The organism is Streptomyces sp. NPDC057010, assembly GCF_042673805.1.
GTDB lineage: Bacteria > Actinomycetota > Actinomycetes > Streptomycetales > Streptomycetaceae > Streptomyces.
In genome coordinates this window covers 1-13,183 of record NZ_JBHUSC010000092.1, presented here as the reverse complement: position 1 = coordinate 13,183, position 13,183 = coordinate 1, and the positions used below count along the sequence as shown (strand labels likewise).

Sequence of the window (13,183 nt, the reverse complement as noted above, 5' to 3'; positions counted from 1 at the left end):
CAGCCTCGCCGGCGTTTGAGGCGCGGGGGCCCGGGGGCGGAGCCCCCGGCAACGGCGCCGCACCTGGCACATCCAGCCCCGCCGGCGTTTGAGGCGCGGGGTCTGGGGAGGAGCCCCGGGAGCGGCGCCGCGCCCCGGCTCGGTGGCTGCGGTCCGGCTAGGCCGACGGGGGCGAGTCGTGGAGGAGGCGCTGGAACATGCGGTGGTCCCGCCAGGCGCCGTTGACGTGGAGGTAGCGCGGCGCGACGCCGTACGGCTCGAAGCCCGCCTTCGCCAGCACCCGCTGCGACGCCCGGTTGTCGAGCAGGGTCCCCGCCTCCACCCGGTGGAGGCCCACCTCGTCGCGGGCGATCCGGCAGACCTCCTCGACGGCCGCGGTGGCCAGCCCCTTGCCGTTCCAGTCCTGGTCCACCCAGTAGCCCACGCCCCCGCTGCACAGCGGCCCGTGCACGATCGAGCCGAGGTTGATGGCACCGATGACGGCGCCGGTCGCCGTCTCGGCGAACACCCACGGGATCAGCCGCCCCCCGTCCCGGTCCGCGAGCATTCCCTCGATGCGGGCCCGCTGCCCCCGCTCCGTGTAGTAGTCCTCCGGCCGCTCCGGCTCGGTCGGGGCCATGTGGGCCCGGTTGCGCGCGAACGCCTCGGCCAGCGCGGCGGCGTCGTCGAGTGCGACGCCCCTCATCTCCACCCCGTCAATGATCACCACGGCACGCTAGCGGCCCGACCGCACCGGCTCAACCCACTGGAGCATCCCCGTACTTGACCTCCCCGCCCGCGTCCAGCGACAGCCGGTACCCCCGCTTGACCACCGTCTGGATCAGCTTCGGCGCCCCCAGCGCCGACCGGAGCCGGGCCATCGCCGTCTCCACGGCGTGCTCGTCGCGCCCCGCCCCCGGCAGCGCCCGCAGCAGGTCCGCCCGCGAGACCACCCACCCCGGCCGCCGGGCCAGGGCCCGCAGCAGGGCCATTCCGGCCGGCGGCACCGGCCGCAGCTCCGCGTCCACGAGCACCGCGTGCCCGCGGATCTCCACCCGGTGCCCGGCCAGCGGCAGCACCCGCGCCCGGCCCGGCAGTTCCTGGCAGAGCAGCTGCACCAGCGGCCCCAGCCGGAACCGCTCCGGCTGCACCGTGTCCACCCCGTGCGCCTGCAACGGCAGCGCGGTCACCGGGCCCACGCACGCGGAGAGCACCCTGTCGCGCAGCGCCTCCAGCACGGGTCCGCGTACGCCGCGCTCCTCGGCCCGGGACAGCAGCGAGGCGGCCGCCGGGGCCGAGGTGAAGCTGAGCGCGTCCACGCCGCCGCCGATCACCGCGTCCAGCAGCCGGTCCAGCGGGCCCAGGTCCTCCGGTGCCATCCACCGGTACACCGGGACGACCACCACCTCGGCCCCGCCGGCCCGCAGCGCCTCGACGAAGCCGGGCAGCGGCTCCCCGTGCAGCTGCAGCGCGATCCGCCGCCCGGCCACCCCGGCGACCAGCAGCCGTTCCAGCACCTCCGCGAGGGATTCCGAGTCCGGGGACCAGTCCTCCACGAGCCCGGCGGCCCGGATCGCGCCCTTCACCTTCGGTCCGCGCGCGAGCAGTTCGGTGGAGCGCAGCCGCTCCAGCAGCTCCTCGCCGATCCCCCACCCGTCGGCGGCCTCGATCCAGCCGCGGAACCCGATGGCGGTGGTGGCGACGACCGCGTCGGGCGCGCAGCCGATCAGTTCCTTGGTGGCGGCGAGCAGTTCGCTGTCGTCGGCCAGCGGCACGATCCGCAGTGCGGGTGCGTGCAGGACGGCGGCCCCGCGGCGGCGCAGCAGGGCGATCAGCTCGTCCGCCCGGCGGGCGGCGGTGACCCCGACGGTGAAGCCCGCGAGCGGACCGGTGTCCGTGCCGGTGTTCCGGCCGGTGTTCCTGACCTCGTCCATGGTGACCTGCCTTGCCCAGTGGGTCGGTATCGCTTCGCGCGAGCGGAACCGAGCCTGACAAGTCGGCGTGTCAGACTCGGTTCCGCGGCATTTCGGCGCGGTAAAGCGCTGTTACACCGAGGTGAGCTGCGGCTTCGCGGCCGCCCCCGCCTCCGGAACGATCAGGGCGGCCGGCCGGCGAAGGTATACCGCCCACGTCACGGCGCAGGCCACCGCGTAGAAGCCGAGGAAGGTCACGAAGGCGGCCGTCCCCGATCCGGAGCTCAGGAAGGCCTCCCGGAAGACGAGGTTGATGCCGAGCCCGCCGAGCGCGCCCACCGCGCCGATCAGCCCCATGGCGGCCCCGGACAGCCGCCGCCCGTAGGCGGCGGCGCCCTCGCCGCTCATGCCGCGGGCCAGCGCCTGGACCTGGAAGATCCCGGGGATCATCTTGTACGTGGACCCGTTGCCGAGCCCGCTCAGCACGAACAGCGACACGAAGCCGACGAGGAAGACCGGCAGCGATTCCCGGACCGAGGCGAGGATGACGACCCCGGTGGCCGCGGCCATCGCCACGAAGGTGGCGAGCGTGATCCGCGCCCCGCCGAACCGGTCGGCCAGCGCCCCGCCGAGCGGCCTGATCAGCGAGCCGAGGAGCGGCCCGATGAAGGTCAGCGAGGCCGCCTGGAGCGGGGTGCGGCCGAACTGCGTCTGGAGCACCAGTCCGAAGGCGAAGCTGTAGCCGATGAAGGACCCGAAGGTGCCGATGTAGAGGAAGGACATGATCCAGGTGTGCGGTTCGCGGGCCGCCTCGCGCACCGCGCCCGTGTCGTTGCGCACGGGCGCCAGGTTGTCCATCCGCAGGGCGGCCAGCGCCGCGGCGGCCACGATCAGCGGGATGTACGCGGCGAGCAGCAGCCGCGGGTGTCCGGCCCCGGCGGTCCCGATGACCAGCAGCGCGGCGAGCTGCACCACCGGCACGCCGATGTTGCCGCCGCCGGCGTTGAGGCCGAGCGCCCAGCCCTTCTTCCGGAGCGGGAAGAAGGCGTTGATGTTGGTCATCGACGAGGCGAAGTTCCCGCCGCCGACACCGGTCAGGGCCGCCACGGCCACGAAGGTGCCGTACGGGGTCCCGGGCTCCATCACCACGAACGCGGCCACGGTCGGCGCGAGCAGCAGCAGGGCGCTGAAGACCGTCCAGTTCCGGCCGCCGAAGCGGGCGACGGCGAAGGTGTAGGGGATCCGCACCACCGCGCCCACCGTCGTGGCGGTCGCGATGAGGAAGAACTTCCCGGCGGGGTCGATGCCGTACCGGGGGCCCATGAAGAGGACCATCACGGACCACAGGGACCAGATGGAGAACCCGATGTGCTCGGAGAACACGGAGTAGAGGAGGTTGCGGCGGGCGGTCCGCTCCCCCGTCTCCTTCCAGAACGTCTCGTCCTCGGGATCCCACCGCTCGATCCAGCGGCCCCCCTTGCGCGGTGCGGTCGTACCGGTCATCGCTCGCCTCCACTGCTGTCACGTCCGTGGTGACGACCGTAGGAACGGCGCGTTTCGGCCCCGGTCCCCGCCGGATGACCGGTGGGAAACCTTGCTCTCACCCGCCGCCCGGGCCGCGTGTGAGCCGCTTCGGCAACCAGCTGCCGGGAGGAGGATCCAGCCACCCCCGGCGGGCCGCCAGGCCGGCGGCGGCGGCGCGCAGGGCGTCCAGCCCGGGATGGGCGAAGCCCCTCCGCCAGACCAGGGACAGCGGCGACAGCGGCACCGGATCGGTCAGCGGCCGCTTCACGCACCCCGGCATGTCGAGGAAGTCCACGCTCACCAGTACCGGGTTGCGGGTCTTGGCCATCACCCGGGAGAACTCCTCCTTGCCCATCGCCACCGGCGCGGGCGGCGCCACCTCGATGCCCCGCCCGGCGAACAGCTCGTACGCCAGCTCCGTCCACTCGACGGTCCGCGGGTTCCCGGCGCCCGCGTAGATGGTCTCCCCGGCCAGCGCGTCCAGCGGTACGGATTCCCGCGCGGCCAGGGCGTGCCCCTCGGGCAGCAGCACGGCGAGCGGCTCGTACCGTACGGGCGCGTGCGCGAGGCCGGCCCGCAGCGCCGGGTCCAGCCCGTCGGCGTACCCGAAGGAGACGTCGAGCCGCCCGGCGGCGATCTCGGCGGCGGCGTAGGTGAGCCCGCTCTCGAACCGGGCCATCAGCTCGCAGTCCGGAGCCAGTTCACGGGCCCTCTCCAGTACGGTCCTGGGCGTGCAGGGCCCGTCGGTGTTGAGGTCGACGAGGAGGGCACGGGGCGCGGTGAAGGCGGCGGCCAGCTCCTCGTGCGCGGCCAGCACCCGCCGGGCCAGCGGCAGCAGCCGCTCCCCGTCGGGGGTCAGCTCCACGGCGCGGGTGGTCCGTACGAACAGCGCCGTGCCCAGGGTCCGTTCGAGCCGGCGGACATCCCTGCTGAGGGCCTGCTGGGCGACGTACAGGCGGGCGGCGGCGCGGGTGAAGTGCAGTTCTTCGGCGACGGCGGCGAACCCGCGCAGCAGGCGGGGTTCCACATCACGGAGCATCACGCCCGGAGACTAACAACGGAGGGGCGTGAATGGGCCCGGAACAGGTGTTGGACCGGAGCGCGGGCCCGGCCCGAGGCTTTCCCCATGCCCGCCACCACCTCCTCCGCCGCCGCCTCCGCCACCGCCTCCACGGCCGCCCCTCGGATGACCGTCACCGGCGGCACCCTGGTCATCGCCGCCCCGGGCGGGACGACGGGCCCGGCCCCGGACCGGACCCGCATACGGCGGCGCACCGCCCGCGGGCCGTACCGCCGGCTGTTCGCCCTGCCGGGCACCCGCGCCTTCACCGCCGGGAACCTGCTCGCCCGGCTGCCGATGGGCATGTTCGCGGTCAGCGCCGTCATGATGATCGCGGGGCAGCGCGGCTCGTACGCCCTCGCCGGTGCGGTCACGGCGACCGGGATCGCCGCCACCGCGGTGGTCGCGCCCTGGACCGCCCGGCTCGTCGACCGCCACGGCCAGGCCCGGATCGCCGTGCCGGCCACCGTGATCGCGGTGCTCGGTTCCCTCTCGCTCATCGTGTGCGTCCGTACGCAGGCCCCCGCCTGGACCCTCTTCGCCTCGTACGCCGCGACGGCGACCACCCCGAACATCGGCGGCATGTCCCGCGCCCGCTGGACCCACCTGCTGCGCGACTCCCCGGCCGCCCACCACACGGCCATGTCCTTCGAGCAGGCCGCCGACGAGCTGTGCTTCATGCTGGGCCCGGTGCTGGCGGCCTTCCTCTGCACGGCCGTCTTCCCCGAGGCGGGCACGCTCGCGGGCGCGGCCCTGTTCCTCACGGGCATGCTGGTCTTCACGGCCCAGCGCTCCACCGAGCCGCCGGTGGCCGGGGCGGCGGCGGCCCGCCGGGGCTCTCCCGTCCGCGCCCTGGGACCGCTCCTGGCCCTCTTCCTCACCCTGGGCATGGTGTTCGGCTCGATGGAGGTCACCTCGATCGCCTTCCTCGACGCCCACGGCCTGGGCGCCGGCTCCGGCCCGGTGCTCGCCCTCCAGGCGGCGGGCTCCTGCGCGGCCGGGCTGCTCTACGGCACCGTGCGGCCCCGCTCGCTGCGGGCCTGCGTGTGCGCCCTGGCCGCCCTGATGACCCTGCCCTGGGCCGCGGCGGCCACCGGCTCCGCGCCGGCCCTCGCCGCCGCGCTGCTGCTGGCTGGCATGGCCACGGCCCCGACGATGGTCACGGCGATGTCCCGGGTCCACGCCCGCACCCCCGAGGGCCGCCTCAACGAGGGCATGACCCTCGCGGTCACCGCCATCCTCACGGGCATAGCGGCCGGCTCGGCCACGGCAGGCCTGACCATCGACCACCTCGGCCCCACGACGGCCTATGCCGTCCCGGCCATCGCCGCCCTCCTGGCCCTTCCGCCGGCCACGCGAGTCGTACGGTAAACCCGTACCAAGCAATGAAGGAGCGTGGACCATGTCCATCAGCGCCGACGAGGCACGGGCGAACCTCCTCCCGCTCATCGAGCGTGTCAACATGGAGGCCGTAGCCCGCGATCGGGCAGGCGTGCCCACCGCCACCGGAACCACGGATGCGCTGCGGGAGCCAGCGAGGGGTGCGGAATGAGGAGCGTCCGCTTCCGGTGAAGATCCTCAAGGCCCGCTACCACTACTGACGGGACATGACGAAGGCCCCGCAGCCGAGGGGCTGCGGGGCCTTTGCCCACATGGGATGAGTGGAGATGGCGGGAATCGAACCCGCGTCCAACGGTGCAGAAGCAGGGCTTCTCCGAGCGCAGTCCGCTGCGCTTTTCTCGGCCCCGGAGATCACACGGACAAGTCTCCGACGGGCTCAGTCACTGTTTGATTTCCCTCCAACCCCCGTGACCGGGGCTAGAGGTTTAGATCCCTAATTGACGCCAGGATCCGGACCGGGACCACTTCCGGGCTGACGCTCCTCACAGAGGCTTCAGCTCACTGTTATTAGGCAGCGAGGGTGAAGCGGGAGTTATCGCTCTTGGAGTTGGCGATTATTTTTTGCGACATGTGGTTAGCGAGATCATTGCCGCTTCCTCGGCTCGCTTCCCCTGCATCGACATCCGCTGTCGAAACCGATCATCCCCATGTTTCACACTGTTCAATTAGATGCTGCACAATGCGCTCCGCCCCCGAGTGGGTGGTGCTGCCGCCATGGTACGCGAAGTGGACCACCGCGTGCCAGGAGGTTAAACCGTGCCCCGCTGCTTGCGTCGGATGGCCGAGATCGCCCGGTTCGTCTCGCGGGTGTCCTGCTTCTCGCGCAGGGTCTGCCGCTTGTCGTACTCCTTCTTGCCCTTCGCCAGCGCGATCTCGACCTTCGCGCGGCCGTCCTTGAAGTACAGCGAGAGGGGCACGACCGTGTGGCCCGTCTCGTCCGCCTTGCGCTCCAGCTTGTCGATCTCCTCCCGGTGCATGAGGAGCTTGCGCTTGCGCCGGGCGCTGTGGTTGGTCCAGGTGCCCTGGCTGTACTCCGGCACGTGCACGTTGTACAGCCAGGCCTCGCGGCCCTCCACGGACACGAAGCCGTCCACCAGCGAGGCCCGGCCCTGGCGCATGGACTTGACCTCGGTGCCCGTGAGCACGAGACCGCACTCGTAGGTGTCGAGGATCGTGTAGTCGTGCCGCGCCTTCTTGTTCTGGGCGATCAGCTTGCGCCCTTTTTCCTTAGCCATAGTGCGGCCATTTTCGCACTACGGACCCACTCCGAGGCCACCCAATACCTGCGCGGCCCGCTCCTCGGCCCCCTCGCCCGCCGCCAGGTCGGGCGTGATGCCGCTGCCGTCCAGGCTGCGGCCGCCCGGGGTGCGGTAGGTGCCCACCGTCAGCTCGGCCACCGAGCCGTCCGGGAGCTCGGTCGGCATCTGCACCGAGCCCTTGCCGAAGGTCCGGCTGCCGACCGCCACCGCGCGGCCGCGGTCCTGGAGGGCGCCGGTCACCAGCTCGGCGGCGCTCATCGTGCCGCCGTCGACCAGGGCCACCAGCGGCCTGCCGGTGTCCCCGCCCGGGGCCGCGTAGAGGGCGCGCTGGTCGCCCCGTACGTCGTACGTCGCCACGAGCCCGCCGTCGAGGAAGGCGGAGGCGGCGCTCACCGCCTCGGCGACCAGCCCGCCCGGGTTGCCGCGCAGGTCGAGCACGAGCCCGGCGCCGGGCGGGGCCGCGCGGACGGCGGCCTTGACCCGCTCGCCCGAACCGCGGGTGAAGGAGGCGACCTTGATGACAGTGATTCCGCCGGGCAGTTGCCGTACGGTCACCGGCTCGGTGCGCAGCTGCTCGCGGCGCAGGGTCCTGGTGAGGTCGGCGCCGTCGCGGCTGAGGCCGAGCACGACGGGGGTGCCCGCCTCGCCGCGCAGCAGGGAGACCACGTCGGGGACGGCCAGGCCGGTGACGGCGTGCCCGTCGACGCTGAGCAGCCGGTCCCCGGCGCGCAGGCCGGCCCGGGCGGCGGGGCTGTCGGGCTGGACCCTGTCGACCGTGATCCGGCCGTCGCGGCCGCCCGACGTCCAGAGCCCGACGCCGGTCCAGTGGCCGTCGAGGCCCTCGGCGAAGGCCGCGTACTCGCCCTGGTCGTAGACGGTGCCCCAGCGGTCCCCGCTGCGGCTGACCACCTCCTGGGCGGCCTTCTTGCCCGACTTCCCCTCGGCGACGGCCTCGGCGGCGGCCCGGGCCACGGCCTCCCGGTCGGCGGTGCCGGCCGTGCGGGGCGCTTCGGGCGCGGTGGCACCCGTACGGGCGGAGAGCGCGGCGGCCGCGGCGTCCTCGCGGTCCCAGCAGCCCATGGTCCCGGCGGTGCCCACGGCCACCAGGAAGGCCAACGTCAAAACGGCCCCGCGACGCAGGTCGCGGGGCCGGTGACAGAAGGCGGGCAGAGCCGGCATGGCGCCGAGTCTAGGACAAGCCCCGCGCGGGTACGGAGGGTTGGCCGGACCGCTCGCGGGGTGCTTGTCACACCTTCAGGTACTTGCGCAGGGCGAGGAAGGCGGCCATGGAGGGCATCAGGAGGCCGATGAAGAGGACGTACGGCAGCTTGCCGATCATCGCCCCCCAGCCCAGGAAGTCGATGAGTTCCATCCTGTGCCGCAGGCCGAAGCCGTGGTCGATCACGAAGTACTGGACGGAGACCAGCATGCCGCAGGCCAGGACGGCGCCGATGAGGCCGGCGACGGCCGCCTCCATGATGAAGGGGAACTGGATGTAGAAGCCGGACGCGCCCACCAGCCGCATGATCCCGGTCTCCCGCCTGCGGCTGAAGGCCGAGACGCGCACGGTGTTGACGATCAGGAGCAGCGCCACGATCAGCATGATCAGCATGATGCCGAGCGCGGCGATGTTGACCGAGTTGAGCAGCCCGAAGAGGGCCTCCAGCGACTGGCGCTGGTCGTCGACGGTGTGGATGCCGTCACGGCCGACGAAGGCCGAGGTGACGACCTTGTACTTCTCCGGGTTCTTGAGCTTGACCCGGAAGGACTCCTGCATCTGGTCGGGCGTGATGGAGGCGGCCAGCGCCGTGTGCCCGTACTGCTCCTGGTAGTGCTTGTACGCCTCGTCCGCGGACTCGTAGGCGACGGACTTCACCAGGGACATCTGCTTGAGCTCGGACTCGATCTGCTTCTTCTGCTCGTCGGTCACCGCGCCCTTGCGGCAGGTGGCGACGCCCAGGTCGCCGCCCCCCGCCCCGGCCGCCTTGTTGGCGGCCTCGCCCGCCTGCTCGGCGTCCTGCTTGTTGCAGAGGTAGATCGAGACGTTGGCCTTGTCGTACCAGTAGCCCTTCATGCTGCTCACCTGCTCGCGCATGAGCAGGGAGCCGCCGAACAGGGCCAGTGACAGGGCCACGGAGATGATGACCGCGAAGGTCATGGTGAGATTGCGGCGGAGACCGACGCCGATCTCCGACATGACGAACTGGGCGCGCATTGCGTCTCAGGGACCTTTCAGTGCTGGTAGCCGTAGACGCCGCGCGACTGGTCGCGCACGAGACGGCCCTGTTCGAGTTCGATGACGCGCTTGCGCATCTGGTCCACGATCTGCTGGTCGTGCGTCGCCATGATGACGGTGGTGCCGGTCCGGTTGATCCGGTCCAGCAGCTTCATGATGCCGACGGAGGTCTGCGGGTCGAGGTTGCCGGTGGGCTCGTCCGCGATCAGCAGGGCGGGGCGGTTGACGAAGGCGCGGGCGATGGCCACGCGCTGCTGCTCACCGCCGGAGAGCTCGCCGGGCATCCGGTCCTCCTTCCCGCCGAGGCCGACGAGTTCGAGGACCTGCGGGACGGCCTTGCGGATCTCACCCCGGGGCTTGCCGATGACCTCCTGCGCGAAGGCGACGTTTTCGGCCACCGTCTTGTTGGGCAGGAGTCGGAAGTCCTGGAACACGGTCCCCAGCTGGCGCCGCATCTGCGGGACCTTCCAGTTGGAGAGCTTGGCGAGGTCCTTGCCCAGGACGTGCACCTGGCCGTGGCTCGCCCGCTCCTCGCGCAGGATGAGCCGCAGGAAAGTGGACTTGCCGGAGCCGGAGGAGCCGACCAGGAAGACGAACTCGCCCTTCGCGATGTCGAGGGAGACATCCCTGAGTGCGGGGCGGTTCTGCTTCGGGTAGGACTTGGAGACGCTGTCGAATCGGATCACGGGTGCACCACGGTCGCCGGGAGTAGGTGTGCGTGACCATACGCGAACGGGCGCGGGGTGTGGACCCGGCATCCGGACTTGCCCCATTTATCCCCTGGTCCCGGGCGGTCCGCGGGGTGATTGACCGGACGGGCCGCGCCGAACGCCGGTGAAGCTGGCACAGTGGTAGGGGGAACGGTCTCGCTCCCCGCCGCGTTGTATTGGATGTCGCGGCCAGATGGGGACGAGAGGAGGAGCGCATGACATATGACCGGCTCGTGTGCGCGAACTGCGCCGCACCCGTAAGCCAGGGCCGCTGCCCTGTGTGCCGGGCGAACCGGGAGCGCCTCCAGCAGGAGGGCCCCTTCTCCGGCCTGAACCCCGTGGCGCTCATCGCGCTGATGGTGATCCTCGTGGCAGCTCTGGTACTGGTGGCCCAGCAGACCGCGTAGCCGCGCAGCACGTACCGATCGCAAGCGAAAGGAAGGGCCCGGACACCGTCGGTGTCCGGGCCCTTCCCCGTACGTGTCACACGTGGGGGTTACGCGGTCTGCTCCTGCTGCTTGCGCCAGCGGATGCCCGCCTCCAGGAAGCCGTCGATCTCGCCGTCGAGCACCGCCTGCGGGTTGCCGACCTCGAACTCCGTCCGCAGGTCCTTGACCATCTGGTACGGGTGCAGGACGTAGGAGCGCATCTGGTTGCCCCAGGAGCTGCCGCCGTCCTTGAGGGCGTCCATCTTCGCCTGCTCCTCCTGGCGGCGCCGCTCCAGCAGCTTGGCCTGGAGCACGTTCATCGCGCTGGCCTTGTTCTGGATCTGCGAGCGCTCGTTCTGGCAGGAGACCACGATGCCGGTCGGGATGTGCGTGATGCGCACCGCCGAGTCGGTCGTGTTGACGCCCTGGCCGCCGGGGCCGGAGGCGCGGTAGACGTCCACGCGCAGCTCGGACTCGTCGATTTCGACGTGGTCGCTGGTCTCGACGACCGGCAGCACCTCGACGCCCGCGAAGGAGGTCTGGCGGCGGCCCTGGTTGTCGAAGGGGGAGATGCGCACCAGGCGGTGCGTGCCCTGCTCGACGGAGAGGGTGCCGTAGGCGTACGGGGCCTTGACCACGAAGGTGGTCGACTTGATGCCGGCCTCTTCCGCGTACGAGGTCTCGTAGACCTCGGTGGAGTAGCCGTGGCGCTCGGCCCAGCGCAGGTACATGCGCTGGAGGCGCTCGGCGAAGTCGGAGGCGTCCACGCCGCCGGCCTCGGCACGGATGTTGACCAGGGCCTCGCGCTCGGCGTACTCGCCGGAGAGCAGGGTCCGGACCTCCATCTCGTCCAGCGCCTTGCGGACGGCGGCCAGCTCGGCCTCCGCCTCGGCGAGGGTGTCCGCGTCCTCCATCTCCTGGGCCAGCTCGAAGAGGACCGCGAGGTCGTCGATGCGGCCGCGCAGGCTCTCGGTCTTGCGGACCTCGGCCTGGAGGTGCGAAAGCTTGCTCGTGATCTTCTGAGCGGCGTCCGGGTCGTCCCACAGGGACGGCGCGGCGGCCTGCTCCTCGAGCACGGCGATATCTGCCCTCAGCTTGTCGAGGTCCAGGACGGCCTCGATCGACCCCATGGTCGAGGAGAGGGACTTCAGCTCTTCGGAAACATCGACGACTGCCACGGGTCCAGCGTAGCCGGTCTCCGGGCGGGGCCGTCCGGGCAGGCCGATTCACCCGTACTGGCGGACGGTCGCACGGGCGTACGCTCACGGTATGACCGTTCTCGTCGTCACGCGCCTCGTGAAGCGCCGCCATGTGGACCACATGCGTGTCACGACGACGAGCTGTCGGCCGCCGGACCATCTCCAAGCCTGATCCACACCGATCCGACTTGGTCCTGTACGCGGCCCAAGCGGTCCCGGCGCCATCCCTGCCGGCGGCCCCACCCCACCCGCGGCCCCCGCCACCTCTGGGGAACAGGACCCCGTGACATCCGAAACGGAGCCGTCATGCCGTCCGCGCACACCGTCCTGCCCGTCCTGGACCTCTCCCAGGCCGACGACCCGGCCCAGCGGGCCGGCTTCCTGAAGCAGCTGCACGCCGCTGCCCGGGACACCGGATTCCTGCACCTCACCGGGCACGGCGTCAGCGCCGCCGAGAGCGCCCGCATCCTGGAGCTGACCAGGGCCTTCTTCGCGCTCCCGGAGCCCGAGCGGCTCGCCGTGAGCAATCTGAACTCCCCGCACTTCCGTGGCTACACCCGGATCGGCCACGAGCTGACCGGCGGCGCCTCGGACTGGCGGGACCAGCTGGACGTCGGGGCGGAGCGGCCGGCTCCGGTGGTGGGGCCGGGCGACCCGCCGTACCTGTGGCTGGAGGGCCCGAACCAGTGGCCGGCGGCCCTGCCGGAGCTCCGTACGGCGGTCCTGGAGTGGCAGTCCCGCCTCGCCGCCGTGGCCCACCGGCTCCTCCAGGAGCTCCTGACCTCGATCGGCGCCCCGGCGGACTTCTTCGACGCGGCCTTCGCGGACCGCCCCCACCTGCACACGAAGCTGATCCGCTACCCGGGCTCGGCCCCTTCGGGCGCGGACCAGGGGGTCGGCGCGCACAAGGACTACGGCTTCCTGACCCTGCTCCTGCAGGACTCGGTGGGCGGCCTGCAGGTGGTCCGTGACGGGGGCTACGTGGACATCCCGCCGCTGCCGGGCGCGTTCGTCGTGAACCTGGGCGAGCTGCTGGAGATCGCGACGGAGGGCTACCTCACGGCGACGGACCACCGGGTGGTCAGCCCGCCGGGTGCGGTGGAGCGCTACTCGGTGCCGTTCTTCTACAACCCCCGCCTCGACGCGGTGATCGACACGGTCCCGGGCGACTACCTCCGGCAGGCGCCGGGGGTGGCCCACGACGCGTCGAACCCCCTGCACGCGGAGTACGGCCGCAACGAGCTGAAGGGCTGGGTCCGCGCCCACCCCGCGGTGGCCCGCCGCTGGCACCCGGAACTCATCGCCGCATAGCCCCTGGGCTCCGCCGGAACGCTGCCCCCCGGCTCCCGGGGTCGGGGGGCCCGAGAGACGGCTGCGCCCGGCTTCCTGGGCTCCGCCCAGACCCGCGCCTCAAACGCCGGCGAGGCTGGTTTTGCCTGGCGCGGCCGGGTGGGCAAACTCAGCCCCGCCGGCG

General features: G+C 72.0%; 13 protein-coding genes and 1 other RNA gene. 4 read left to right on the top strand and 10 right to left on the bottom strand.

Going from position 1 to position 13,183, the window contains the following annotated elements; all coding sequences use genetic code 11:
* Nucleotides 1-157 precede the first annotated feature (157 nt).
* The 4 genes from ACFTXQ_RS35480 to ACFTXQ_RS35465 form a co-directional block, all read right to left on the bottom strand.
* Entirely contained in the window at nucleotides 158-685 is a 528-nt protein-coding gene (locus ACFTXQ_RS35480; RefSeq protein ID WP_382649477.1) for a GNAT family N-acetyltransferase, read from the bottom strand.
* Between the two features lie 52 nt (nucleotides 686-737).
* Nucleotides 738-1,913, bottom strand: coding sequence for a uroporphyrinogen-III synthase (locus ACFTXQ_RS35475; protein ID WP_382649469.1), 1,176 nt, complete (start codon nucleotides 1,911-1,913; stop codon nucleotides 738-740).
* 111 nt (nucleotides 1,914-2,024) lie between these two features.
* Nucleotides 2,025-3,395, bottom strand: a complete 1,371-nt coding sequence (locus tag ACFTXQ_RS35470) for an MFS transporter (protein WP_382649467.1) — start codon at nucleotides 3,393-3,395, stop codon at nucleotides 2,025-2,027.
* Between the two features lie 97 nt (nucleotides 3,396-3,492).
* Nucleotides 3,493-4,455 (bottom strand): LysR family transcriptional regulator, encoded by a 963-nt coding sequence (locus tag ACFTXQ_RS35465; RefSeq protein ID WP_382649475.1) that lies wholly within the window; start codon nucleotides 4,453-4,455, stop codon nucleotides 3,493-3,495.
* Nucleotides 4,456-4,602: 147 nt separating this feature from the next.
* Here ACFTXQ_RS35465 and ACFTXQ_RS35460 point away from each other — a divergent pair, with 147 nt between their 5' ends.
* Complete coding sequence (locus ACFTXQ_RS35460; protein ID WP_382649472.1) at nucleotides 4,603-5,847, top strand: MFS transporter; 1,245 nt, start codon at nucleotides 4,603-4,605, stop codon at nucleotides 5,845-5,847.
* A 31-nt stretch (nucleotides 5,848-5,878) separates the two neighbouring features.
* Nucleotides 5,879-6,028, top strand: coding sequence for a hypothetical protein (locus ACFTXQ_RS35455; protein ID WP_382649464.1), 150 nt, complete (start codon nucleotides 5,879-5,881; stop codon nucleotides 6,026-6,028).
* A gap of 107 nt (nucleotides 6,029-6,135) precedes the next feature.
* Here ACFTXQ_RS35455 and ssrA read toward each other — a convergent pair.
* The 5 genes from ssrA to ftsE form a co-directional block, all read right to left on the bottom strand.
* Nucleotides 6,136-6,524: a transfer-messenger RNA gene (ssrA, locus tag ACFTXQ_RS35450) on the bottom strand.
* A gap of 102 nt (nucleotides 6,525-6,626) precedes the next feature.
* Nucleotides 6,627-7,112, bottom strand: coding sequence for an SsrA-binding protein SmpB (gene smpB, locus ACFTXQ_RS35445; RefSeq protein ID WP_382649463.1), 486 nt, complete (start codon nucleotides 7,110-7,112; stop codon nucleotides 6,627-6,629).
* An 18-nt stretch (nucleotides 7,113-7,130) separates the two neighbouring features.
* On the bottom strand, nucleotides 7,131-8,315 hold the full coding sequence (locus ACFTXQ_RS35440; protein ID WP_382649459.1) for a S41 family peptidase: 1,185 nt from the start codon (nucleotides 8,313-8,315) through the stop codon (nucleotides 7,131-7,133).
* Nucleotides 8,316-8,382: 67 nt separating this feature from the next.
* Nucleotides 8,383-9,351 carry a permease-like cell division protein FtsX gene (gene ftsX / locus ACFTXQ_RS35435; RefSeq protein WP_382649456.1) on the bottom strand — a complete coding sequence of 323 codons (969 nt, stop codon included), beginning with the start codon at nucleotides 9,349-9,351 and terminating at the stop codon, nucleotides 8,383-8,385.
* 17 nt (nucleotides 9,352-9,368) lie between these two features.
* Complete coding sequence (ftsE, locus tag ACFTXQ_RS35430; protein ID WP_069923855.1) at nucleotides 9,369-10,058, bottom strand: cell division ATP-binding protein FtsE; 690 nt, start codon at nucleotides 10,056-10,058, stop codon at nucleotides 9,369-9,371.
* Nucleotides 10,059-10,297: 239 nt separating this feature from the next.
* Between ftsE and ACFTXQ_RS35425 the strand changes: the two genes are divergently transcribed.
* The gene (locus ACFTXQ_RS35425; RefSeq protein ID WP_215018373.1) at nucleotides 10,298-10,489 is read left to right on the top strand and encodes a hypothetical protein; all 192 of its coding nucleotides are present in this window, start codon (nucleotides 10,298-10,300) and stop codon (nucleotides 10,487-10,489) included.
* Nucleotides 10,490-10,578: 89 nt separating this feature from the next.
* On the opposite strand, the gene prfB is transcribed toward ACFTXQ_RS35425, so the two are convergent.
* Entirely contained in the window at nucleotides 10,579-11,688 is a 1,110-nt protein-coding gene (gene prfB / locus ACFTXQ_RS35420) for a peptide chain release factor 2 (protein WP_382649452.1), read from the bottom strand.
* Nucleotides 11,689-12,015: 327 nt separating this feature from the next.
* Here prfB and ACFTXQ_RS35415 point away from each other — a divergent pair, with 327 nt between their 5' ends.
* On the top strand, nucleotides 12,016-13,020 hold the full coding sequence (locus ACFTXQ_RS35415) for an isopenicillin N synthase family dioxygenase (protein ID WP_382649449.1): 1,005 nt from the start codon (nucleotides 12,016-12,018) through the stop codon (nucleotides 13,018-13,020).
* The last annotated feature ends 163 nt before the right edge of the window (nucleotides 13,021-13,183 follow it).

Coding starts and splice junctions, on each gene's coding strand:
- ACFTXQ_RS35425 (WP_215018373.1), top strand. CDS start 10,298: ATGACATATGACCGGCTCGTGTGCGCGAACTGCGCCGCACCCGTAAGC.
- ACFTXQ_RS35465 (WP_382649475.1), bottom strand. CDS start 4,455: ATGCTCCGTGATGTGGAACCCCGCCTGCTGCGCGGGTTCGCCGCCGTC.
- ACFTXQ_RS35440 (WP_382649459.1), bottom strand. CDS start 8,315: ATGCCGGCTCTGCCCGCCTTCTGTCACCGGCCCCGCGACCTGCGTCGC.
- ACFTXQ_RS35470 (WP_382649467.1), bottom strand. CDS start 3,395: ATGACCGGTACGACCGCACCGCGCAAGGGGGGCCGCTGGATCGAGCGG.
- ACFTXQ_RS35460 (WP_382649472.1), top strand. CDS start 4,603: ATGACCGTCACCGGCGGCACCCTGGTCATCGCCGCCCCGGGCGGGACG.
- ACFTXQ_RS35475 (WP_382649469.1), bottom strand. CDS start 1,913: ATGGACGAGGTCAGGAACACCGGCCGGAACACCGGCACGGACACCGGT.
- ACFTXQ_RS35415 (WP_382649449.1), top strand. CDS start 12,016: ATGCCGTCCGCGCACACCGTCCTGCCCGTCCTGGACCTCTCCCAGGCC.
- ACFTXQ_RS35455 (WP_382649464.1), top strand. CDS start 5,879: ATGTCCATCAGCGCCGACGAGGCACGGGCGAACCTCCTCCCGCTCATC.
- smpB (WP_382649463.1), bottom strand. CDS start 7,112: ATGGCTAAGGAAAAAGGGCGCAAGCTGATCGCCCAGAACAAGAAGGCG.
- ACFTXQ_RS35480 (WP_382649477.1), bottom strand. CDS start 685: ATGAGGGGCGTCGCACTCGACGACGCCGCCGCGCTGGCCGAGGCGTTC.
- ftsX (WP_382649456.1), bottom strand. CDS start 9,351: ATGCGCGCCCAGTTCGTCATGTCGGAGATCGGCGTCGGTCTCCGCCGC.